At 69.0% G+C, this 21583-nt stretch carries 22 protein-coding genes and 3 pseudogenes; 4 read left to right on the top strand and 21 right to left on the bottom strand.

Annotated elements, in window-relative coordinates; translation table 11 throughout:
- Window positions 1-17: 17 nt before the first annotated feature.
- From OG272_RS21340 to OG272_RS21310, 7 genes are all read right to left on the bottom strand, one after another.
- The gene (locus OG272_RS21340; protein ID WP_405894498.1) at window positions 18-374 is read right to left on the bottom strand and encodes a transposase; all 357 of its coding nucleotides are present in this window, start codon (window positions 372-374) and stop codon (window positions 18-20) included.
- The gene (locus OG272_RS21335) at window positions 355-1701 is read right to left on the bottom strand and encodes an IS30 family transposase (protein WP_405894497.1); all 1347 of its coding nucleotides are present in this window, start codon (window positions 1699-1701) and stop codon (window positions 355-357) included. Before OG272_RS21335 ends, OG272_RS21340 begins: the two co-directional genes overlap by 20 nt.
- Window positions 1626-2390 (bottom strand): IS3 family transposase, encoded by a 765-nt coding sequence (locus tag OG272_RS21330; RefSeq protein ID WP_405894496.1) that lies wholly within the window; start codon window positions 2388-2390, stop codon window positions 1626-1628. Before OG272_RS21330 ends, OG272_RS21335 begins: the two co-directional genes overlap by 76 nt.
- Complete coding sequence (locus OG272_RS21325) at window positions 2387-2695, bottom strand: transposase (RefSeq protein ID WP_030053558.1); 309 nt, start codon at window positions 2693-2695, stop codon at window positions 2387-2389. The genes OG272_RS21330 and OG272_RS21325 overlap by 4 nt, the downstream gene beginning before the upstream one ends.
- A 76-nt stretch (window positions 2696-2771) precedes the next feature.
- On the bottom strand, window positions 2772-3818 hold the full coding sequence (locus OG272_RS21320; RefSeq protein ID WP_405894495.1) for an IS110 family transposase: 1047 nt from the start codon (window positions 3816-3818) through the stop codon (window positions 2772-2774).
- A gap of 306 nt (window positions 3819-4124) precedes the next feature.
- Window positions 4125-5114, bottom strand: coding sequence for a fumarylacetoacetate hydrolase family protein (locus OG272_RS21315; protein WP_405894494.1), 990 nt, complete (start codon window positions 5112-5114; stop codon window positions 4125-4127).
- A gap of 2 nt (window positions 5115-5116) precedes the next feature.
- Window positions 5117-6562 (bottom strand): amidohydrolase family protein, encoded by a 1446-nt coding sequence (locus OG272_RS21310; protein ID WP_405894493.1) that lies wholly within the window; start codon window positions 6560-6562, stop codon window positions 5117-5119.
- A gap of 201 nt (window positions 6563-6763) precedes the next feature.
- On the opposite strand from OG272_RS21310, the gene OG272_RS21305 reads away from it, so the two are divergent.
- The gene (locus OG272_RS21305; protein WP_405894492.1) at window positions 6764-7630 is read left to right on the top strand and encodes a LysR family transcriptional regulator; all 867 of its coding nucleotides are present in this window, start codon (window positions 6764-6766) and stop codon (window positions 7628-7630) included.
- Between the two features lie 722 nt (window positions 7631-8352).
- Here the strand turns inward: OG272_RS21305 and OG272_RS21300 are convergent.
- From OG272_RS21300 to OG272_RS21260, 9 genes and pseudogenes are all read right to left on the bottom strand, one after another.
- Window positions 8353-8589 carry a 4-oxalocrotonate tautomerase family protein gene (locus OG272_RS21300; protein WP_405896049.1) on the bottom strand — a complete coding sequence of 79 codons (237 nt, stop codon included), beginning with the start codon at window positions 8587-8589 and terminating at the stop codon, window positions 8353-8355.
- 61 nt (window positions 8590-8650) lie between these two features.
- Complete coding sequence (locus tag OG272_RS21295; protein ID WP_405894491.1) at window positions 8651-9274, bottom strand: TetR/AcrR family transcriptional regulator; 624 nt, start codon at window positions 9272-9274, stop codon at window positions 8651-8653.
- A 217-nt stretch (window positions 9275-9491) separates the two neighbouring features.
- Complete coding sequence (locus OG272_RS21290) at window positions 9492-10250, bottom strand: SDR family oxidoreductase (RefSeq protein WP_405894490.1); 759 nt, start codon at window positions 10248-10250, stop codon at window positions 9492-9494.
- Window positions 10247-11041, bottom strand: coding sequence for an enoyl-CoA hydratase/isomerase family protein (locus OG272_RS21285; RefSeq protein WP_405894489.1), 795 nt, complete (start codon window positions 11039-11041; stop codon window positions 10247-10249). The genes OG272_RS21290 and OG272_RS21285 overlap by 4 nt, the downstream gene beginning before the upstream one ends.
- Complete coding sequence (locus tag OG272_RS21280) at window positions 11038-12681, bottom strand: AMP-binding protein (protein ID WP_405894488.1); 1644 nt, start codon at window positions 12679-12681, stop codon at window positions 11038-11040. Before OG272_RS21280 ends, OG272_RS21285 begins: the two co-directional genes overlap by 4 nt.
- The gene (locus tag OG272_RS21275; protein ID WP_405894487.1) at window positions 12678-14426 is read right to left on the bottom strand and encodes a CocE/NonD family hydrolase; all 1749 of its coding nucleotides are present in this window, start codon (window positions 14424-14426) and stop codon (window positions 12678-12680) included. The genes OG272_RS21280 and OG272_RS21275 overlap by 4 nt, the downstream gene beginning before the upstream one ends.
- A 107-nt stretch (window positions 14427-14533) precedes the next feature.
- Window positions 14534-14843: pseudogene (locus OG272_RS21270) on the bottom strand (polysaccharide deacetylase family protein); the annotation flags it as partial.
- A gap of 107 nt (window positions 14844-14950) precedes the next feature.
- Entirely contained in the window at window positions 14951-15349 is a 399-nt protein-coding gene (locus tag OG272_RS21265) for a hypothetical protein (RefSeq protein ID WP_405894486.1), read from the bottom strand.
- Window positions 15346-15924, bottom strand: a pseudogene (locus tag OG272_RS21260) (transposase); the annotation flags it as partial. The pseudogene OG272_RS21260 and the gene OG272_RS21265, both read right to left, overlap by 4 nt.
- A 351-nt stretch (window positions 15925-16275) precedes the next feature.
- Between OG272_RS21260 and OG272_RS21255 the strand changes: the two are divergent.
- Together OG272_RS21255 and OG272_RS21250 are read left to right on the top strand one after the other, a co-directional pair.
- Window positions 16276-16776: a hypothetical protein gene (locus OG272_RS21255; RefSeq protein WP_405894484.1), complete on the top strand. Its 501-nt coding sequence runs from the start codon at window positions 16276-16278 to the stop codon at window positions 16774-16776.
- 175 nt (window positions 16777-16951) lie between these two features.
- On the top strand, window positions 16952-17311 hold the full coding sequence (locus tag OG272_RS21250) for a hypothetical protein (protein ID WP_405894483.1): 360 nt from the start codon (window positions 16952-16954) through the stop codon (window positions 17309-17311).
- Between the two features lie 117 nt (window positions 17312-17428).
- Here the strand turns inward: OG272_RS21250 and OG272_RS21245 are convergent, their stop codons facing one another.
- Entirely contained in the window at window positions 17429-18112 is a 684-nt protein-coding gene (locus tag OG272_RS21245; protein ID WP_405894481.1) for a response regulator transcription factor, read from the bottom strand.
- 424 nt (window positions 18113-18536) lie between these two features.
- Here OG272_RS21245 and OG272_RS21240 point away from each other — a divergent pair.
- Window positions 18537-18722 (top strand): annotated as a pseudogene (locus OG272_RS21240) (transposase); the annotation flags it as partial.
- A gap of 114 nt (window positions 18723-18836) precedes the next feature.
- Here the strand turns inward: OG272_RS21240 and OG272_RS21235 are convergent.
- The 4 genes from OG272_RS21235 to OG272_RS21220 all read right to left on the bottom strand — a co-directional run bounded on the left by OG272_RS21235 (window position 18837) and on the right by OG272_RS21220 (window position 21513).
- A complete protein-coding gene (locus OG272_RS21235; protein ID WP_405894479.1) occupies window positions 18837-19523 on the bottom strand; it encodes a CoA transferase subunit B in 687 nt (228 codons plus the stop codon).
- A complete protein-coding gene (locus OG272_RS21230; RefSeq protein ID WP_405894477.1) occupies window positions 19523-20287 on the bottom strand; it encodes a CoA transferase subunit A in 765 nt (254 codons plus the stop codon). Before OG272_RS21230 ends, OG272_RS21235 begins: the two co-directional genes overlap by 1 nt.
- Before the next feature lie 135 nt (window positions 20288-20422).
- Window positions 20423-21367, bottom strand: coding sequence for a fumarylacetoacetate hydrolase family protein (locus OG272_RS21225; RefSeq protein WP_405894476.1), 945 nt, complete (start codon window positions 21365-21367; stop codon window positions 20423-20425).
- Entirely contained in the window at window positions 21364-21513 is a 150-nt protein-coding gene (locus OG272_RS21220; protein ID WP_405894475.1) for a hypothetical protein, read from the bottom strand. Before OG272_RS21220 ends, OG272_RS21225 begins: the two co-directional genes overlap by 4 nt.
- Window positions 21514-21583: the final 70 nt, after the last annotated feature.

Here is a 21583-nt window from a genome sequence, read left to right as displayed (position 1 = left end):
TGCGCGGGAGTGGCTGACTAGCAGGTCAGGGCGGGTTGACGTGGTTTCAGGTTCACTGGTTCGGTCGCTGCCTGGTCGGCGTAGTGCTTCTCTTCGTACTCGATGGGGCTGAGGTAGCCGAGGCGCTTCTGGATGCGGCGGGGGTTATAGAAGCCGTCGATGTACTCGAAGAGCGCGAGATTCGCCTCGGCCCTGGTGGCGAAGACGCGGCCGCGGATGCACTCGGTCTTGATCAGCATCCACAGGTTCTCCGCCAGGGCATTGTCGAAGGAGTCGCCGACCGAGCCCATGGACGCCTGAACTCCTGCTCTGACCAGGCGTGTTGTGAGCTTGACAGACGTGTATTGCTCAGGTTCAAGGAGTCGTCGCAACACTTCCGCTTTGTGCTGATGGTAGGTGACTGTCGAGAGCCTCGGCGGGCGTCTTCCAGTCAAGGGTCTTGCGGGGTCGGCTGTTGAGGGCCGCAGCGACGGCCGCGAGGTCCTGGCGGGAGTGCCTGCCGAGATCGGTGCCCTTCGGGAAGTACTGCCGCAGCAGGCCGTTGGTGTTCTCGTTCGTTCCTCGCTGCCAGGGGCTGTGCGGGTCGGCGAAGTAGATCTCCAGACCTGTGTCGATACGGAGCTGGGCGTGTTGCGCCAGCTCCGAACCCTGGTCCCAGGTCAGGGACTTGCGGAGCTGGGCGGGCAGGTCGGTGATCGCCTCCGCGAGAGCTTCCCGTACGGCCTCGGCTCCGTGACCGGCCAGCGCGGGACCGTTCTTGGCCCGTGGGCCGCCATGGCCGGGCATGGGCGGCAGATGCAGCAGCATCGTGAACCTGCTGGTGCGTTCCACCAGGGTGCCGATAGCGGAGCTGTTGAGGCCGATGATGAGGTCTCCCTCCCAGTGCCCGGGAACCGCCCGGTCTTCCGCCTCGGCGGGCCGCTGGCTGATGAGCACCTCCTCGGTCACGAACTTCTTCCCCCGGCCGGCGGTCCGGGCCCGGGGCACCCGCAGTGCCCGGCCGGTGCGCAGGCAGGCGACGAGCTCACGCTTCAGCGCGCCACGGCCCTGGATGTAGAGGGCCTGGTAGATCGCCTCGTGCGAGATGCGCATGGACTCATCATCGGGGAAGTCGGCCGTCAGCCGGTGGGAGATCTGCTGAGGGCTCCACGAGGTGGCCCAACGGCGGTCCTGGCGCCTGGGCTTGTTCCGTCCCTTCCACCGCGGAGCCGTGGGTCCCGGCACCGGCGTGCCGTCCGGGTGACGGAGCTCTCCGGCAAGGCGGTCCTGAACGTACTCGCGCAGCCGCTCGTTGCCGGCCAGCTTGGACGTCTTCGGCCGCTGCGCGGCCAGTTCGGCCTTCCACTGCGCGACCGAGGCCCGGTATGTGAGCTGCCCGCAGCGCGTGGCGGCGTTGCGCCGCAGTTCCCGCGAGATCGTTGACGGGTCCCTGCCCAGCTGGCGGGCGATCTCACGGACCCCGGCATCCTGGGCCTTCAGCAGCGCGATGTCCTCGCGCTCCTCGAAGGAGAGATATCGGCCCGAAACCGGGTCAAGCTGGATCGACGGCATTCCGCCACGTTCCCTGAACCAGCGTGAGCCGACCGGTCCCGACACACCGCATGCGATCGCCGCGTCCTCACTGGTCAGCCCTTCGGCGATCTTCTTCCAGAAGGCGCGTTCCACCTCCCTGCGGACCGGCGGCTTGCCTGGCGAGCGCATCGCCGGACGCCCCGTAACCGCCGTCGTCCACCCTGCCGGACGCCCCATCGGGCACCTCCATGATCAAGGTGTTGCGACGACCGATTGAATCCGCCTTGCGTGCCGTGATCGGCGTGGTGGACGAGTTTGCCAGGGGCGACCTCGCGGCTGGCCAGCGCGTACTCGAGGGAGGTGAGGACCAGGTCGGCGTCCGCGCGGGCGGAGGTCTCCCAGGCCACGACTCTGCGGGAGAAGGCATCGCGGATCGCCGACAGCCACAGGGGCCCCTCCAGGGTGGGGATCATGGTCAGGTCGGTGACCCACAGCCTGTTCGGCGCGTGTGCCGTGAAGTCGCGTTGCACCAGGTCAGGAGCAGGGTCGGCGTCCGGGTCGCGGCGGGTGAAGCCCTTGCTCCTGCGGGGGCTGATCCCGGCCAGGCCTGCTTGGCGCATGAGCCGCTCGACCCGCTTGCGGCCGACGTGGACACCCTCGCGCTTCAGGACGGCATGGATCCTGGGCGATCCGTAGATACCGCCGGAGTCCTGGTGGATCTGCCGGATCTGTCCGGTCAGCTCGGTGTCCTGGCGGATCCGTTCGCAGGGGTCCTTCTCGGCCTGGCGCCAGCGGTAGTAGGTGGAGGAGGGGATGTGCAGTTCCCGCAGTACGGGCTCGACCCCCAGGTGCGGGTGCTCGTCGAGGAGCGTTCTCACCTGGGCCGGGTCGGGTCGAGCTGCGCGGCGAAAAAAGCCGAGGCCGTCCGCAGGACCTCGTTCGCCCGGCGCAGGTCCCGCACCTCGCGCCGCAGCTGGGCGAGCTCGTTCTTCTCTTCGGTGGTGAGCAGGTCATCCCGCTCGCCGGCGTCGGCCTCAGCCTGCCGGATCCAGTTCCGCAGGGCTTCGTGATGCACGCCGAGTTCCTCGGCCATGCGGCGGATCACGGGCTTCGGCTCGGCGGTCCGGTACATCCGTACCGCACGCTCGCGCAACTCCAGCGGGTACTTCCTCGGGGCAGGCATCGTCTGGGCTCCTCTCATGAGACCCATCTGACCTGCTGTCACCTTTCCCCGCATCTCGGGGTGCCTCTGTGTCCTGTCAAGTAGCTTGAGCCAGACGGTGCTTGGACTTTCGCTCATCGGCGATCATGACGCGCCACACATGGTCGGCAAGGCGGCGTTTCAGGCAGCGTTTGGCTTCCCTCGGTGTCTTCCCTTCGGAGAGTTTCCGCTGGTAGTAGGCATGCCCTGGGGCCTTCGGCATCCTGATCTGAGTGACGGCGATGGTGTGGAGAACGGAGTTGAGCTGACGGTCGCCGGAGCGTGAGAGCCGGTGGCGGGCCTTGTCCGCGCTGGCGATCTCGACCGGGGCGACGCCGGTGTAGTTCGCGAACGCCGCCGCAGTGGCGAACCGGCTGGCGCGCCCGACGCGGCCGACGAGCCGTGCCGCCAGCACCGGCCCGACGCCGGGCGTGTTCATCAGCGTGCTGCCCGAGGACTCGACCAGTTCCTCCATGCGTACGGCGTTCTCCGCCAGCCGCTTGTCCAGCGCCCGGATCTCCGTGACCAGGTCACGGGCTAGGTCCCTGCGGATCTTTTCGACGTCGCCGGCGGGGCGGACCGTGCGCAGCAGCATGGCGGCCTGGTCCGCCGACAGCTGAGGCGGAGCCCCGCCGGGCAGCAGGTCACGCAGCACGGCGTGCAGCTGGTTGACGGTGCGGACCCGGGCCTGGGCGAGGTTGACGCGTCGTTCGTCGAGCAGGGCCAGGGCCGTGGTGTGATCGTCCGCGTTCACCTCACGCCCGTCTCCGTGGATGTGAGCCGTGGCCGCGGCGGCAGCATCGATCCGGTCGTTCTTGCGGCCGCCGCCACGGGTGAGTTGACGGACGCGGCTGGTCGCCGAGGCGGGTACATCGACGACAGTCTCGCCGCGGGCGACGAGCCACTGGGCCAGGTGGCGGCCGAGCCCGTTGGCGTTCTCCACCACCCACTTGCGCTGCGGCCAGCGGCGGCCCCAGGTCAAGAGCCGCCGGTAGTCCGCCAGGTTCGCGTCGATCCTCAGCGAGCCCGCCTGCTGATTCGAGGCAGGGTCGACGGCGGTGGCGGTGTGAGTGGACTTGTGCGGGTCAACACCGAGCAGTATCACGGGAGTTCGTTCCTCACGGCCGGACGACAGGACGTCCACGGCCGACACGCCGACTTCGGGAACCGCTGCCGGGACACGCCTCTGTTGAGTCAGACCGTGGCCGGACACCGGGCCGGCGGCACACCCCGAGCGGGCCAGCCCCAGAAGGGCGGCAGGAACCTCACGAGCCATCCAACCCAGCGTCCTGACGGAACGCTACGAGCGGCCAACCCGACCGCGCTCCGCTACGGCCAATACAAGTCGGGAACCTCAGGGCCACGGCGTGGGCGGTGCCTGCCGCGTCCGGTGCCGGGCTCTGGGCGGGGGTCATCGGTGGCCTCCTTGGGGTGCGAGGGCGTTCGGGTGCGAGGTGGCCCGCAGATCGCCGACGGGGCGCTCGGCACGCTCGGTCACGCGACAGGTCTGGGTGCCCAGGTGCTCGACGCTGAGGGTGACGGTGCCCCCCGGGGCCAGGGGAGGGTGGGCGTCGAGTCCGCGGCGTCCCCACAGTTCGGCCAGGCAGCCGCCGCCGCAGGTCCCGGAACCGAGCATGTCACCGGTGCGGACCTCGGTGCCCCGCGAGGCGTAGGCGATCATCTGGGCGTAGCTGAAGGCCATGTTGCTCCACACGTCCTGGCCGACGACGGTGCCGTTGACGGCGGCCGTCATCCGCAGGTTGTAGGCGTTGCCCGCTCGGTAGGGCTCGAGTTCGTCGGGGGTGACGAACACCGGGCCGAACGTGGTGGCGCTGTCCTTGCCCTTTGCGGGGCCGAGGCGGACCTGCATTTCCGTGAATTGCAGGTCGCGCGCGGACCAGTCGTTCATGAGGACGTATCCGGCGATGTGGGACTCGGCCTCGTCGACGCTCAGGTCCTGGCCACCTCGCCCGATCACGGCGGCGACCTCGAGTTCGAAGTCGAAGCGTGTGCAGCCGGGCGGGATGCGCACGTCGTCCCGCGGGCCGTGGATGGAGTAGGGGTTGGTGAAGTAGAAGGCTGGCGCCTCGTACCACTGCTCGGGCGGTCCTGCCTCTGGTCCGCCGAGCCTGGCCACGCCCTCGATGTGGCTCTCGAAGGTCATGAAGTCCCGCACGGTCGGTGGCTGGGGAATCGGTGCCCGCAGCCTGAGCGAGGCGTAGGGGTGCACGGCGCGGGGATCGCGCAGCGCGTTGTCTGCGGCGTTGTGCAGTCGCTGCGGGTCGTCGAGCAGGTCGATGAGACGGATACCGGGTGGGAGCGCGTGGACGAGGTCGTCGGTGTCGAGTACGCCGTCGCCGTCGCCGTCGCCGTCGTTTTCGGTGTAGGTGACGAAGCGCATGACTACTTTCCGGGCTGCTGGTGCTCGGGGGTCGCTTGAAGTTCCGCCGACATACGGGCGATGAGGCCCCAGCCCTCCGGAGGGGTGCCGGGCAGGGGACGCCCGGCGTCGGCGAGCCGACCGAGGACTGTTTCGGCCGAGGCGTCCGCCCGTGCGAGCAGGGCCGGAAGGTCAGTGCCGGTGAGTCGGCCGTCGCGCTTGGCGAAGCGGCCGGCGACCAGGACGTGGCGGACGTCGGCGGGGGTGGTCTGGAAGACGAGGGTGCCGGCCGGGTCGAGGTGCGGGTGCTGGGACATGCCGGGCCCGCCGGTCACGATGATGTCGGCCTGCTTGCCGGGGGTGAGGCTGCCGATGCGGTGATCGAGTCCTATCGCCTCGGCCGCGTTGACGGTGGTCCAGGCCAGTGCCTCCTGCGCGGTGATGGTCACCGTGGTGGGGTCCGCGCCTGCGAGGTTGAGGTTCTCGGTGTCGGCCCAGCGTTGGAAGGCCAGGCCCATGCGGGTCTGGGTGAACAGGTCGCCGGTGTTGAGGGAGACGATGTCGCAGGACAGGGTCGGTTTGATGCCGTGCCGGCGGGCGGCTGCGAAGGCGGGGCGGCCCATGCCCATGTTGAGTTCGGTCTCCACCGAGATCGACAGCTTGGCGCCGTGGTCGGCCAGCAGGCGCCACTCCTCGTCGGTGAGGGTGTTGCAGTGCACGTGGACCTGGTCCGGTCCGAGCAGGCCCGCCGCGGCGAATTCGCGCACGCCGCTCGGCAGTGACCACACGCAGCCGGTGTGCGTGACGATCAGCGCGTCGCGTTCGCGGGCGGCGGCGATCTCGGCGCGGGTGGTGTCGAACGGCAGTGTGCCGTACTCGGTGAGTGCCACCCCGAGGGTCAGCAGTGCGTCCCGGCTCGGGAAGTGGGTGTCGGCGACTCGCCGGAAGTCCGCGAGGCGCAAGGCGTGGTCGGTGAAGTGCGGCGGCTGGAGCGGGTTCGACTCGAAGAAGCCGTAGCCGAACACCGCGCGGATTCCCGCGTCCCGCAGCCCGGTGATCGCGGCGTCGGCGTGCTCGGGTGTGTTGTTGCAGTGCGAGAAGTCCAGGATCGTGGTGACGCCGGAGTTCAGGGCGTCCAGGGCGCCGAGGTGATTGCCCAGGTGGACGTCTTCGGCGAGGTAGGCCGGTGAGACGCCGAGCCGGATGCCGAACAGGTAGTCCGCCAGGGTCCAGTCGGCGCACAGGGCGCGCAGCTGCGTCTGCCAGGTGTGCCGGTGGGTGTCGATCATGCCGGGTGCCACGATGTGTCCCGTGACGTCCACCGTCTCCGCCTCGTCGACGGAGAGGTCCGGTGCCACCGCGGCGATCACACCGTCCTCGATCAGCACGTCACCTCGAGGCAGGTTTCCCAGGTGCGGATCCATGGTGAGGACGGTGCCGCCGCGCAGCACAACGCGATGCCGAGCCATGATGATGACTCCTTTGTCATCCGAGCCACAGAGGCAGTGCCTCCCGTGGACTCACCTCACCAGAGGAGGAAGCCGGGGATCATCAGCCGAAATGGTTGCGAACCGGCCGTGACCGAGGGGTTGACGGCTCGACCTCCGCTGACGTAGACGGAAGCACCGGCTGCACGGGCGGTACGGAGTGGGAGGCACGGAGGCACAGGGATGGACATCCGGGCGCTCCGCTACGCGGTGACACTGGCGGAGGAACTGCACTTCGGCAGGGCCGCGCAGCGGCACTACATCAGTCCCCAACCCTTCGGTCGCCATATCCAGCGGCTGGAACGGGAACTGGGCACCCAGCTCTTCGCACGCACCAGCCGCCGGGTGGCCCTCACCCCTGAGGGAGAGCGGCTGATCGCCGAGGCACGGGCCCTGCTCGGCACCGTGGACTCCCTCACCGAACAAAACCGCCGCCGCACCGACGACGAAAAGCTCCTTACGCTGGGCGTCCTGGGATTCGGACTCGCCGAACGCTGGACGGACCTGACTGCGGCGGTGCACGGACACGATCCCAAAATCGCCTTCTCCTACGCCGAACTGGACCTGGCCGACCAGTACGAAGCGGTCCGCAGCCACCGGGTCGACGTGGGCATCGTCCAGTACGTCGGCCCCGTCGACGGGCTCGTCTTCGAGCACGCACTGACCATGCCCCGGGTCGTGGTCGTCCCCGCGCGCTCCCCTCTCGCCGACGCCGACCGTCTGACTGAGGCCGACCTCAGTGACAGCCCGTGGCTGCCTACCGCCCTCGCCCATCCCGCGCTCGAAGTATGGTCCGGCCCCGCCGCCGGCGGATCTCACAGCCGTGGCGCCCTGCGCAACCCCGCCGCCATACCAGGAGCCGTGGCGACAACCGGCCGCATAGCCCTGCACGCCGAGGCCGCCGGCCGCTTCTACCCACACCCGGACGTCCGGTTCGTCCCGCTCGACGGACCGCCCCTGGAGATCGCCGTCGCCACCCGCGCCACCGACGACCGGCACGCCATCGCCGCCGTCCGTCACGCCACGCGACTTCTCGACAGAGTTCCGTGAGTCAGCCAGGGAAATCCGCGGGGTTTCGGCGCTGCGCTCGCCTCGCTGACGCCACAGGCGAAGAACCAGGCGGTTCGCGCCTTCCATGGTCTGCCTACGTCCCACTCAAAGAGTCCGGCGATGTCCACCGACCCATCGGCGGAGTCCCTTGAGGTCGTGCAGCCCTGCGCGAGGTGAGTCGAACGATGTCGTCGAGGGCCCCGGTGGCCCGATGGCGATCGCTTGTGTCGGGGCTCCGGCCGCCATGACCAGCGAGGCCGGCTTCGCGGTTCAGATCCCGCGCGAGCAGGCGTATTCGTCGCTGTGCCCAGCGCCGGCCGTCGCGAAGCGTTGAGCGGCCCGTGGGGGCCTCGTGGTGCCGCGTACGAACGACGATTTGTCGGTAACTCCCGCGGCAGCCACGGAGTGATCGACCTTCCGGGACGCCTCTCGGCGGTGGCAGCACGCTTCGTCGCGGGCAGTCGGGGCGCAGCCCTGCCGTGCCCCATCCCCACAACCGTCATCGGTGACAACGTCGGCGTGCGGTGCTCAGAGGACCGGAACGGGCACAGTCGCATTTATGCCACTGAAACAGTATCCAGTGACATAGGCCCCAGGGGCAGGCTGTGGCTGAGGTCTCACGAACCGTGCCCCTGCGGGCACCCCGCCGGTGGAGATCGTTCGGACGCCCGCCGGGTGATCGAGGCGTGCCTTCCAGGTGGCGAGGCGAAGAGCGAGGGTCGCTAGGCGGCGCGGCGAGGGTCGGTACGACCGCATCGACGAAGCCGCGCACTCGCAGGGAGTGCCGGAGCCCGCACCGCAGCGAGTGTCCTTCCGCCGACGAACCACATGTCGGGAGCGCACTCGGTGAGCACCACCCGAATCGACTCCGGCTTCGCCCCGCGAGTCGTCTCGGCCGCAGTGGTGATGGCCTCGCCGAGCGCTCGCAGCTGTTCGGGACCGTCTGATCTTTGACGCAGAGAGGTGCCGTTCCTCGGACACTTCCCGGTGTCGGCGGCGGAAGTCCTGGTGGGCGCCGGACTAGGCCGTTGACAGGCCGTCGAGAAGGAGGTCGCCGAGCTGGGAGAACGCGTCCCCGGCGGTCAGCCCGGTGCGTTCGAGCAGGGTCCCGGAGTGCACGGCGTCGATGGTGACTGCCACGACCTGGGCGGCGAAATGCCCGTTGAGCGCGCGGAAAACGCCGGTCTGCACGCCCTCCTCGATCAGTTCGTGGACCCGTTGCGCGGCGGCGGCGGAGTTCGCGCGGTAGATCTGTGCGGTCGGTTCGTAGCCGACCATGTCGTCGTAGAAGGCATGGGAATGCCGGCGCATGGCCGTGCCGACGCCGACGAGGTAGACGCGGATCCGCTGCCGGGGGTCGTGCTCGGCCTGGACAGCCTGCTCGATCTCGGCGGTCGCCTCCCGGAAGAAGGCGCGGGTGACCGCCAGTACCAGTTGTTCCTTCGTGGAGGCCAGGCTGTACAGCGTCGCCTTGGAGCACCCCAGCCGCTGGGCCAGCTCGTCCATGGTCACCGCGGTGAAGCCTTCGGCGAGGATGATCGCCTCGGCCTGGCGCAGGAGTTCCTCCCGCCGGGAAGTGTCGACGACCCGCCTGCGCGCCGTCCGGCGCGGGCGTCGGTCACGCGAGTCGGTTCGGGCCGTCACCGCAGCAGCCTCCCATGAGCAGCCCCGCCGGAAGCGGGGAGTTCTCGTCCGGGCCGGAAGGCCGACCCGCCCTTGCCTGCGGGTACCAGCGTACCGCTTAACGTACCCACAGTGAGCCCCCGTGGGTGACGTTCAGGCAAGGGGGTGCCGAACCTGTTCGGGACGCGCCTCCCGGTCCCTGGGACCGGCTGAGGCCCTACGTGCGTGCGGCTCGCGGTTACCGGATCGAGGATCCGATGGAGATGCCGCCGTCCACGTCGAGGACGACTCCGGTGATGTAGCCGGCGGCTTCGCTGGCGAGGAAGGCGGCGGCTTCGGCGATGTCCTCGGGCCTGCCGGTGTGCCGCATGGGGATCTTGTTGGTGAGTTTGTCGCGTGCGGGTCCGTTCATGGAGGCGAGCATGGGGGTCTCGATGAGGCCGGGGGCGATGGCGTTGGCGGTGATGCCGTGGCGGGCGCCTTCGAGTGCGAGGGTGCGGGTCATGCCGACGATGCCGGCCTTGGCGGCCACGTAGTTGGTCTGGCCGAAGTTCCCGCGCCATGACATGGAGGAGAAGCTGACGATGCGGCCGTAGCCCTGGCGTTTCATGGGGCCGAACGCGGCGCGGGCGCAGTGGAAGCCGCCGGTGAGGCTGACGCCGACGACCGCGTGCCAGTCGTCGTCGGTGATGTCCTCGACGCGGTTGTCGCGGATGATGCCGGCGTTGTTGACGAGCACATCGAGGCGGCCGAGAGCGGTGGTGACGCCGGTGATCCAGGCGTTGACCTGGGCGGAGTCGGTCACGTCCACCACGGCGGCGCGAAGTTTCGCGTCGTGGGCGTCGGTAATGGTCCCGGTGGCGTCGGTGAGGGCCTCTTCGTTGACGTCGGCCAACGCGACCGTGGCGCCCTCGGCGGCGAACCGGGTCGCCATCGCGAGGCCGAGGCCCTGTGCCGCGCCGGTGATGGCGACGACCCGTCCGTGGTAGCGATTCACGTGGTGTCCGCTTTCGTGGTGGTGTGGGGTGGTGCGAGGAAGGCCCGCAGGGCGTCGGCCACCGAGCTGGCCTGCCAGTTGTCGGCGAAGGTGGCGAGTTCCTCGCGCAGGGCTTGCTCGGGGGCGATGCCGTCGATCCGGTGCAGGAGTGTCTTGAGGCGTTGCTGGGCGGGGCTGTTGCTGTCGGCCAGTTGTCGGCAGATGCGGGTGGCGGTGGCGTCGAGGTCGGCCTCGGGCACGATCGCGTGGATCCAGCCGGTATCGGCGAAGGCGGTCGCGGGCAGCAGTTCGCCGGTGAGCAGGAGCCAGCGAGACAGTCCGCGTCCGACCGCACCGGGAAGCCGGACGCTTGACCCGCCGGCCGGTACCAGGCGCCTCTGGACGTGACCGTCGCCGATCAGCGTGGTGTCGGCGGCCACGACGACATCGCAGGCCAGCGCGAGTTCGAGACCCCCGGCGACGGCGTGACCGTGCAGCACGGCGACCCACGGTTTCGGGCTGGCCGCGATACGGCTGAAGCAAGCCGATACGTCGGTCAGGAAGCCGACCGGGTTCTCGCCCCGCTCGTGCAGCTGAAGGAACTGGTGGAAGTCCCCGCCGGCACAGAAGCTCGGCCCCCTGCCTGCCACGGCGATGACCGCTGTGCCGGGGTCGGCCTCAGCGCTGGTGACCTGCTTGTCCAGGGCTTCTACGAGGGAGATGTCGAGGGCGTTGCGCCGCTCCGGGCGGTTGAGCAACAACCACCTGACGGTGCCGCGTTGCTCGACGATGAGGGGGTCCGTGTCGGTCACTGTGCCTCTCGGCTGGAAAGTTCGGCGCGTCGGCGGTTGCGCAGCAGGTAGCGCTGGGTCTTGCCGCTGGGCGTCTTGGGCAGGGCGTCGATGAAGTGGATCGTGCGGGGGTAGGCGTGGGCGGCGTAGCGGGTCTTGACCAGGAACTGGAGTTCGGTGGCCAGTTCCGGTGAGGCGTCGGTGCCGTCGCGCAGGACGACGTACGCCTCGATGACCTCGCCGCGGACGTCGTCGGGTGCGCCGATGACGCTGCACTCGGCGACCGCGGGATGCTGGGCGAGGACGCTCTCGATCTCGAAGGGCCCGATCCGGTAGCCGGCCATGATGATGACGTCGTCGTCGCGGGAGGAGAAGAAGAAGTCACCGTCGGCGTCGATCCGTCCGGCGTCGCCGGTGAGGTAGTAGCGGCCGTCGGGGGTGAACTTGGCGTCGCTCTGCCCGGGGATCTGGTAGTCGCGGAAGGTCATCAGCGGGCTCGCGGCGACGTCGATGGCGACCCGGCCGAGCACGCCCGGTCCGGCGGGCTCGTCCTTGTCGTCGGCCAGGACGGTCAGGCTCCAGCCGGGCACCGCCCGGCCCATCGACCCCGTCTTGAGCGGACGGGCGAGTTCGGGGTGGTGGTGGTTGGCCAGGGGCATGCCGACCTCGGTCTGGCCGAAGTGATCGTGCACGGCCAGGCCGAGCGTGGCGCCGGCCCACTCGTTGACCTCGGGAGTCAGCGGCTCACCCGCGCTGGACGCCCGTTCCAGGCGCAGCCCCCGCGGCACGGGCACCGACGAGGAGCGCAGTCCCCGGTACACGGTCGGGGCGGCGGCGAAGTCGGTGACCCGGTGGTCGACGAGGGTGCGCCAGGTCGTCTCCGGGGAGAACCCGTCGGCCAGCAGCAGGCTGGGGATGCCGGCGGCCATCGGGGCGACGACGGCGGAGTACAGCCCGTAGGCCCAGCCGGGGTCGGCGGCGCACCAGTAGCTGCTCTCCCGGGTGACACCGAGACCGTACTCCAGGTAGATCTGCCACCCCGTGATGTAGGAGACGGGGTGGATGACGCCCTTGGGCTTGCCGGTGGTACCGGAGGTGAACATGTGCACCAGGGGCCCGTCCCCGCTCGTGGTGACGGCGGGGACCGGCTCGGGTGACGCGGCCGCGACGAGGTCGTCCAGCGACATGTCACCGCCCGGAGTGCCGGTTCCGGTGACGACGATGCGGCGCGCGAGGTCGTCCGGCATGTCGGGGCCCGGGTCCAGTTTGTGGCGCTGGTCCGGGTCGACGACCACCACGTGCGCACCCGCGCCCTCCAGACGCAGGGCGATGGCCTGGGGTGCGAACGCGGTGAACAGCGGGACGTAGACCGCGCCGAGCCGCCAGATCGCCATGATGACGGTGACCAGGTCGGTGCTCTTGCCCATCAGGGTCGCCACCCGGTCACCCGGCCCGACGCCGAGCCCCTGCAACGCCCGCGCGTAGCGGTGAGAGTCCGCGGCGAGCTCGCCGAAGGTCAGTGTCGAAACCTTGCCTGTGCCGTCCACCACGGTGAACGCTGTGCGGTCGGCGGGGTGCCGGTCGCACAGCAGCCCGGCGACGTCGAGTGAGGGAGCCGCGAAGGTCGCGGTCAGCACGGCGACCCGGTCCGCGGCGCTCACGACTGGTCCTTGCGGTCGATGACGGGCAGGACCAGACGGCTGGGGTGGTTCGGCCCGTGATGGATGTGGTTGATCGCGGGGATCATCTGCTCCTCGCTCTCGCGGGCGATGACGCCTCCGGTGTTGGTGTTGCGGTCGTAGCGGGGGAAGTTGCTGCTGGAGACGTCCACGCGGATGCGGTGACCGGGTAGGAACACGTTCGAGGTGGCGGTCATGTCGATGGTGATCTCGTAGACCGTGCCGGGCTCCATCATTTCCTCTGTGGCGAGGCCGCCCCGATAGCGGGTGCGCAGGATCCCGTCACACAGGTTGATCGCCTTGCCGTCGGGGAAGACGTCGACGAGCTTGGCGGTGAAGTCGGTGTCCACCGCCGACGAGGAGACGAACAGCTTCAGGCTGACCGGGCCGGTGACCTCCACGGCCTCGTCGAGCACGGGACCGGTGAAGCACAGGACGTCCTCGCGGTCGGCGACCGTCCGCTGGTCGACCGGGCCGCAGAACCCCAGTGTCGTCGGCATGGACGCCCCGCCGGCTGAGGGAACCGGGCGGCGCGGGTCGTAGAGGTAGGTCTCGTACCCGGCGTCGGTCGGCGTCTCGGTGGTCAACAGGCCGTCGCCGTCCGCGGTGTTGGCGTGGCCGGCGCTGGTGAGGTGGAAGTCGGTCCACCTCGTGTCGGGCAGCGGCCACTCCTGCTCGTCGCGCCACTGGTCGATGCCCATAACGAAGATCTTCACCGGTGCCACGTCGTCCAGAGCGGTGGTGTCGCCGCGGAGCCAGCGGTCGAAGAACTTCACATGCAGCCCGGTCAGGCCCAGCATCTGCGCACTGGCCAGTGGACCGAAGGAGCGGTCGGGATAGACGCCATTCGTGGACAGGTGATCCCACGGGCCGATGATCAGCCGTTGCCCCTCGCGCGCCTGCGCACTGCCGGCCTGCCGGCGAGCGGTGGTGTAGGTGCGCACGGTCTGGCCGATGTAGAGGTCGTACCAGCCACCGATGTTGAGCGCCGGGACGGTGACGTTCTTGAGCTCGGGGGTGAGCTCCATGGCATCCCAGTACCCGTCGTGGGAGGGGTGGGCCATCCAGTCGTCCCACCACTTCCCGTACGCCGCCAGGACCGGCACCTCACCCGTCGGCAGCACATCGTTCAGCGGCTCCGGGAACAGGAACGCCTGACCGAGCTGCTGCAGCTGCGACACGAAGCCCTCGCCGGCCGCCAGGGACCGCTGCGCGTCGGCCGCGTACATCATGGCGTTCCACACCGTGACCAGGCTCAGTGACAGCGCACCGCCTGCGGAGAACCAGGGCGCCTCATAGTTGTCGATCGAGGTGAAGGCCGGTGCGATCGCCTTGAGGCCGGGAGTACCGGTCACGGCGGTCTCCCACTGGACCATGCCGAGGTAGGACGCCCCGTACATGCCCACCGTGCCGTCCGACCACGGCTGGTCAGTGATCCAGGCGACGGTGTCCTCACCGTCGGCCCGGTCGGCCATATGAGGAACGAACTCGCCCTCCGAGCGGTGGGTGCCCCGGCAGTCCTGCACCACCACGGCGTAACCGGCCTCCAGCAAAGCGGGGAGATTGGGCAGAATTCCCCCCAAAGTGATGCCCATCACGTCCTTGCCGTACGGCATGCGCACGAGCAGCGTCGGAGCCGCCCCCTCGGCCGGATGCCACACGTTGGCAGCCAGAGCCACGCCGTCACGCATCGGAACTCGGACGTCTATTTCGTACAGGTGCTGCATCGGTGCTCCTCGTTGAGCCGACGGCGTTACCCTCGGATGATGCGGGGTACGTTAGGAGGTACTTTCGTACCCTGTCAATTACCCTCCCGGTCGCCAACCTCGATGGGTCAGAGCGGCTGGGGCCATTCGTGGTCGCGCAACCGGCCGACCTCGTAGCCCCGTTGCTCACAGGTGTCGAGGATGCGCGGGAGCGTGCCCAGTGCCGAGCGCCAGGCGTGCGCCCGGGGCGGACATGCAGTCGGAGTCGTGGAGCAGGATGGTGCCGCCGCCGTCCAGGTAGGCCGTGACCGTCAGGTGGACGGACTCCGGTGTGGCGCGTGCGGTCCAGTCCTCGCCCCAGCAGGTCCACAGCACGGGGGTGAGACCGAGGCGGCGGGCGGCCAGATGGGCGGCGGTCGACATGACGCCGTACGGGGGAGACCAGCTGTTCGCTTCCTTCAAGCCGTGGCAGCGGCTCTCCTGCGGGCACGCCCAGGGCCGACAGCTGGCTGAAGGCGTCGAGATCGAAGAGGTTTGAGTGGACGTTAAGTCCGTTTCTGGTAGCGGCCTCGTCCGGGCTGGGTGAGGAAGCCTTGGCGGGTGAGGCGTCCGAGGCGGCTGCGGGTGATGTTGACGGCCGCTTCGTCGGTGGGCATGCCGAGGAGTTCGTGCAGTTCACGGGCCCTGAATGCCCGGCCGGGGTGCTGGTTGAAGGAGTTCACGATGGCCTGGTAGGCGGTGCTCGTCTCGGGCGGGCCCGGTTCGGTTCCTGCTGGTGCGGCCTCCGAGATGACCTTTCGGGCGGTGGCCAGCTCCGCGAGGCGGGCCTCGGTCTCGGCCAGGGCGGCAGTGAGGTGTTCGATCTGGCTGCGTAAGTCCCCGGCTCGGGCGGCGGCCTCGTCGTGCTGGGTCTGGAGACAGGTGAGGAGTTCGGTGATGTTCACGCGGCCAGTCCGAGGGAGTCACGCCAAGCCGGACTCGGTGCGGTGAGGCGGCGGGTCATGTTCGCGGTGGAGGCCCAGTAGACGCGTGAGGCGGAAGTGTCGGGCCGGTGGTCGTACTCACGGGCGAGGCGCCGGTGCAGCATCAGCGTGCCGTTCGTTTGTTCCACCACCCACCGCTTCGGCTGCGGGACGAAGCCTTTGCCCTGGTCGGCCGGGGTGCGGCGGACGACCTCGACGTCGATGTCCAGCAGGGCGCCATGGATGACGACTTCGTCCTTGAAGCCCTGGTCCACCAGGGCCTTCTCCAGGCGCATCCCGCACCGCTCGGCGGCCTGGTCGAGCAAGGCGGTGCCGGCGGTGTTGTCGTGCACGGACGCGGCCAGCACGACCACCCCGATGATCAGCCCCATCACATCCACGGCCAGGCCCCGCTTGCGCCCGTCGATCAGTTTGCCGCCGTCAAAGCCGCGGCTGTCGGCCCCGACCACGGCGTCCGCCTTGACCGACTGCGAGTCGATCACCCCGGCCGTCGGCTCCGTGTCCCGGTCCAGCCTTTCGCGGACCTGACCGCGCAGTCGGAAAGCGCAAGGCCAGGCGTCCCACTCGCGCCCGCGCACCGCACGGCCACTCCGGACCTGTCGGCCACCGGGCTGCCCATCAGCAAACCGATCCGCCGGGAACATCCCGCTTCGCGGGACGTTCCGGAAAACCAGGATCAACCCCTACGAGCCGACCCCACCGGGATTGACGAAACAAATAGGGCCCTCGAGTGGTGCAACTCACGTACGGGCTCCTGGAGTTACCGAAAGATAGAGAAAATTGACTCTAGCGATGTTCGGGATGCCTGACGAAACTCATTGTGCGGCTGGATCGCAAGTGATCCAGCCGCACACGATCTTCTCCGAACGGCAGAAGGAATGCCATCCATGACCGCAGAAAAAACCACGGCCGCTGCCCCAGTCGGCGGCCGTGGTCACAAACGCCACTCCCGCTGGCTCAGCGGAAAATATGTCGGGGGTTTCCTCGCCCTCGCAACGATTCTGGGAGTCGCTGTTGTGGCGGCCCCTCAGTTCCAGGAATCGGCGAGTGCCAGCGAAGTTTGGTTCGGGAAAATCGCAGGCGAAGGCTCCCTCCCCAGCGGAACTCTGAGCGTCGGGTTGAACGGAGAGGGAGCCGTTGCCCGATGCGCGACGATCGTTCCTGGGCGTGCCGTCAACAACTTCAACGACGGGGCTGCGCTAATCTCCGCCCAAGCGGGATCATTCAACATTGTCGCCTTCCGTAGTAGCGACTGCACGGGCTCGATCTTCACCGGCGCCGCATTCGAATTCCAGGTCGATCAGGACCTCAGGGAGACCGGCCTCCACTGTACGGAGGTCGTTCTCAATCCGAGCGGCTTCCACCAGTTCATCGACTGCGGCGGCTGATAGAGACAGCTTCTCGCAGGTGCTGGCCCGGGGCAGGACGCGGCCGTCTTCGTCTGCTCCAACAACGGGTGGGCGACAGTAACCCCGGCACGTGTCGGCCTGCCTGACATCCGTACCTTCCGAGAAGCGTTCGTTCTGGCCGTCTTCCCTTTCGTACTCGAAGCAAGGAACCGTAATGAGCATGCTCACTCGTGCGCGCCGCATCGTTCCCGTCGCGCTGCTGGCGGGGGTCTCCGCCGTGGCGCTGGCGGCCTCGCCGGCCTCCGCCGCCGTCAACCAGATCAACGTCAGCACGTCGGCCATTCCGAGCGGGGCCAACTGCGTCTACATCACGGCGGAGCCCCCGTCCGGCTCCGGCCGGATCGGCGGCCCGTACACCTTCAACACGGGCGGGAGTTTCCAGATCGGCAGCTTCCCGGTGAACGCCGGTGAGACCGCCCGCTTCGAATGGCACAGCAACAACTGCGGCCCGCAGTCCTTCCTGCGGACGAACTCCTACGTCGTCCCGAACGTGAGCACCTGGAACATCACCTGATTCCGCCCACGGGCTCTGCCCGTGGCACAGAGCCGGCCGGTTCACGCGAACCGGCCGGCTTGTCGGCGTACGGGCCGGGCGGGCCCGATGCCGCCGACGGCTACCCGCGCCCCGAAGTCACGGATGACCGGGCGCAGTGGGTTCGAGATGCCCCAGCCAGCGCAGGATCGCCGCCGACTGGCTCCGCACGTCGAGCTTCCGGTAGATACGGCTCAGATAGTTCCTGACGGTCTTTTCGGTCAGGAACAGCTCACGGGCCACATCCCCGACCCTGCGGCCGGAGGCGAGCAGGTCCATGACCTGACGCTCCCGCGGCGACAACTGCGGCCGCAGGTCCGGCACCGCGATGCTCGTGGCGGCGGGTTCTTCCCGCTCCTTCTCCGCGTCGGAGGCCAACCTGAGCTGCTTCGCGGCGATCAATGGGTCGAGGAAGCCGACGCCACAGGATGTGTGCGCCAGGGCCTCCGCGAGCAGACAGGGGTGCCGGTTCTCCAACAGATAGCTCACCGCCCCGAGATCCAGTGCCAGGGACACATCGTCCCAGTCGAGCCGGGGCGCGAGTACCGCGGCGGGCGGGAGCGACCCCTCCGTCTCGGCCGCAAAGCGCTTCAGTTCTTGCGCCATACCGGCGCCGTGCAGCAGCAGGACGTCGTCGCTCGGGCATATGTCACTCGGCTCTCGCACCAGCCGGACATCGAGCTGGGACAGAGCGGCCGGTGCGACGCCGTGTCGGCTGAGAAGGGCTATGGATAACGATGTCACATCGACCGGGACAGTCTGGTAGTCGTTCTGACCGTGCACGATATCTCCAAGCGAGGAGGGTGCGGGAGCCTTGGGGGACTCGCTCGACGTACTTGAAAGCAGGACTCCCGCACCACCTGAAAAACCGATCGGTTTCCATCACTGTAAACCGATCGGTTTCCGTATGCAAGTTCAAGCTGGAAGAAGGGCGGAATGGGGTTTACGTCAAGGCCAACGAAGGCGCCCTGTCAGGGGTGCAGGGCCTCCTCGGAGGGCGTTTACCCGTGCTTGTTCCGCTATGCGGTTTCATCCCCGCCCTTGCATTGAGAGCTTTCGAGGCGTAAGCGGTATGTGTCTCAGGCTTCGCCGGGAAGGCTGACGCCCGTCTCGGCCACTTCTGCTCCCGGAAGTCCGTCTGGTTTGAAAATGACACAGACCCGCCCAGTATTCAGCGGAAGCGAGCCTTTCGGCACGCTCATGATCCATCTGGGGCGGGAGCCAGCGCAAGCCGTACCCCAGCGACCTGTCCGACGCCCGATGGGCTTTGATGGAACCGACGTTGACGGCCTGGCGAAAGGCCCGGCTCGACCGCAGGCCCACAGGAAAACCGGCCAAAGTCGAACTGCGCGATGTGTTCAACGCGATCCTCTACGTGAACCGTACGGGAATCCTTAGCCCACCATCGAGGCAAGCCGCGCAACTGGCCTGTGCGAGTGGTTGGGCGCTGAATTCGGGACGCTGGCAGGACGCAGGTAATCGGGAGTGGCTGCCTGGGCACCATCACCTACGCCGTCTGGCTGTGGGTGGCCGGGCGCGTGCGGTGTGGCGGTGGGCCACCGGGGCGCTGCGCAACGTCTGGCCCGGTGCGCTCGCGGACGTCGGAGAGGGTCACTCCAGGGGCGAGTTCGACCAGGGACAGGCCGTCCGGGGTGATGTCGAGGACGGCGAGGTCGGTGATGATCCGGTGGACGCAGGCCTGCCCGGTCAGCGGCAGCGTGCACTCGTCGACGATTTTCGGTGAGCCGTCCTTGGCGTTGTGTTCCATGAGGACGACGACCTTGTCGGCGCCGTGCACCAGGTCCATGGCACCACCCATGCCTTTGATCATCTTGCCGGGTACGGCCCAGTTGGCGAGGTCCCCGGCTGCGGAGACCTGCATGCCGCCCAGCACGGCCACATCGATGCGGCCGCCGCGGATCATCCCGAAGGACAGCGCCGAGTCGAAGAAGGAGGCGCCGGGCCGGACGGTGACGGTCTCCTTGCCGGCGTTGATCAGGTCGGGGTCGACCTCGTTCTCGGTCGGGTAGGGGCCGGTGCCCAGGATGCCGTTCTCCGAGTGCAGCACCACGTGGACGCCGGGCGGGAGGTGGTCGGGGATGAGGGTGGGCAGTCCGATGCCCAGGTTGACGTAGGAGCCTTCGGGTAGTTCGAGGGCGGCGCGCGCCGCCATCTCGTCGCGGGTCCAGGCCATCAGTGCCGCTCCTTCCGCGCGCGGACGGTGCGCTTCTCGATGCCCTTGTGGTCGGTGGGGACGGGGCCCACGACCCGGTCGACGTAGATGCCGGGCAGGTGGACGGTGTCGGGGTCGATGGCGCCGGGTTCGACGAGTTCTTCGACCTCGGCGATCGTGATCCGGCCCGTCATCGCCGCCAGGGGGTTGAAGTTGGCGGCGCTGCGGTGGAAGACGAGGTTGCCGTGCCGGTCGCCGCGGGCGGCCCGCACCAGGGCGAAGTCGGTGGTGATGGCCTCCTCCAGGACGTACGTCCGGCCGCGGAACTCCCGCGTCTCCTTGGGCGGGGAGGCCACGGCGACGCTGCCGTCGGGGCCGTAGCGCCAGGGCAGTCCGCCCTCGGCGACCTGTGTGCCGACCCCGGCCGGGGTGTAGAAGGCAGGGATGCCGGTGCCGCCGGCGCGCAGCCGTTCGGCGAGGGTGCCCTGCGGGGTGAGCTCCACCTCCAGCTCACCGGCGAGGTACTGGCGGGCGAACTCCTTGTTCTCCCCGACATAGGAGCCGGTGGCCCGGGCGATCCGGCCGGCCGTCAGCAGGACGCCGAGCCCCTGGCCGTCAACGCCGCAGTTGTTGGAGACCACGCGCAGTCCGCCGACGCCCTGGGCGTGCAGGGCGTCAATGAGGACGGTGGGGATGCCGCACAGCCCGAAGCCGCCCACCGCCAGAGATGCCCCTTCCGGTATGTCGGCGACCGCGTCGGCGGCCGAGGCCATGACCTTGTCCACGTTGTTCGTGCCTTTCTCGCGGTGCCGGACGGGCGGTCCGGCACCGGGGTGTTGTCAAAGCCGGTTGGTGAGCGGGCAGGAGTCGGGGACGGGGCCGAGCCGTCGCCCCGCCCGTGTTTCCCGGACGTACGGCGGTCATTGCCTGCGGCGGGCTGGGGGCAGGGGAACCGGAGCGACGCCCTCGACGACGGTGTTGCTGAGGGTTCCGATGCCCTCGACCGTCATGGTGACGGTGTCGCCGGGGATGAGCGGTGGGGGTTCCAAGGCACCGTTGCGGCCCCAGAGTTCGGCCAGGCAGCCGCCGTTTCCGCAGGTGCCGGAGCCGAGGACGTCGCCGGGGCGGATCCATGTGCCGCGGGAGGCGTACGCCGCCATCTCCTCGAACGTCCAGGCCATGTTGGCGAGCCTGTCCCGCCCGATCGTGTCGCCGTTGACCTGGACGGTGAGGGCCAGGTCGAGGAAGCCCTCCGCGTCGCGGTGGGGTTCGAGTTCGTCGGTGGTGACCAGCCAGGGGCCGAGGGTGGTGGCGGTGTCCTTGCCCTTGGCGGGGCCGAGTTTGACCCTCATCTCGCGGCCCTGGAGGTCGCGGGCGGACCAGTCGTTGAGCACCGTGTAGCCGATGATGTGCTCGCGAGCCTGCTCGGGGGTCAGGTCCCGGCCGGCCTTGCCGATGACGGCGGCCACCTCGAGTTCGAAGTCGAAGCGGAGGCAGCCGGGTGGCACGGGTACGTCTTCGTGGGCGCCGATCGTCGCGTACGGGTTGGTGAAGTAGAACGCGGGCGCGGCGTACCACTCCTCGGGGACGGTGTCACCGTATCCCCGGGCGACACCCGCGACATGGCTCTCGAAGGTCATGTAGTCGCGGACGGTCGGCGGCTGGAGCGGCGGCAGCAGCCGGACTTCGGCCACGGGCACGGACGGCGAGCCGGCCAGGGCGTGTTCTCCCTCCCTGCGCAGGGACTCCTCGCCCTCCACGACCAGGTCCAGCAGCTCGGCAGGGTATTGGAAGGGGTGGACGTGGTCATCGGCGACAACTCCCGCCTGCTGCTTCCCGTCGTGCACGAAGGTCGCGAACTTCACGCCGCGCTCTCCTCTGCCTCGGTCGGGGCGGGGTGGATCCAGGCGGGGCGGATCGCCGGGCAGCCGGCGATGACGGTGCCGGTGTGCCGGGCGGGCGGGCCGCCGGAAGGGACGGCGGGTGCGCCGGGGACGGTGCTGGTGACCATGTTTCTCCTTGGCGGGTTCGGGGAGACCGAGGCGATACGGCCAGGCAGTGGCCCCGGGGGCTGACGCGGC

Origin of the sequence: Streptomyces sp. NBC_00104 (assembly GCF_045160825.1) — a bacterium.
Lineage (GTDB): Bacteria > Actinomycetota > Actinomycetes > Streptomycetales > Streptomycetaceae > Streptomyces.
This window is presented reverse-complemented; position numbering and strand designations above follow the sequence as displayed.

What these genes read in the sequence shown, in the direction of transcription:
- OG272_RS21335 (WP_405894497.1), bottom strand. Translation starts at nt 1,701, where the DNA reads ATGCGCTCGCCAGGCAAGCCGCCGGTCCGCAGGGAGGTGGAACGCGCC.
- OG272_RS21325 (WP_030053558.1), bottom strand. Translation starts at nt 2,695, where the DNA reads ATGCCTGCCCCGAGGAAGTACCCGCTGGAGTTGCGCGAGCGTGCGGTA.
- OG272_RS21315 (WP_405894494.1), bottom strand. Translation starts at nt 5,114, where the DNA reads ATGCGCTTCGTCACCTACACCGAAAACGACGGCGACGGCGACGGCGAC.
- OG272_RS21310 (WP_405894493.1), bottom strand. Translation starts at nt 6,562, where the DNA reads ATGGCTCGGCATCGCGTTGTGCTGCGCGGCGGCACCGTCCTCACCATG.
- OG272_RS21305 (WP_405894492.1), top strand. Translation starts at nt 6,764, where the DNA reads ATGGACATCCGGGCGCTCCGCTACGCGGTGACACTGGCGGAGGAACTG.
- OG272_RS21275 (WP_405894487.1), bottom strand. Translation starts at nt 14,426, where the DNA reads ATGCAGCACCTGTACGAAATAGACGTCCGAGTTCCGATGCGTGACGGC.
- OG272_RS21255 (WP_405894484.1), top strand. Translation starts at nt 16,276, where the DNA reads ATGACCGCAGAAAAAACCACGGCCGCTGCCCCAGTCGGCGGCCGTGGT.
- OG272_RS21250 (WP_405894483.1), top strand. Translation starts at nt 16,952, where the DNA reads ATGAGCATGCTCACTCGTGCGCGCCGCATCGTTCCCGTCGCGCTGCTG.
- OG272_RS21235 (WP_405894479.1), bottom strand. Translation starts at nt 19,523, where the DNA reads ATGGCCTGGACCCGCGACGAGATGGCGGCGCGCGCCGCCCTCGAACTA.
- OG272_RS21220 (WP_405894475.1), bottom strand. Translation starts at nt 21,513, where the DNA reads ATGGTCACCAGCACCGTCCCCGGCGCACCCGCCGTCCCTTCCGGCGGC.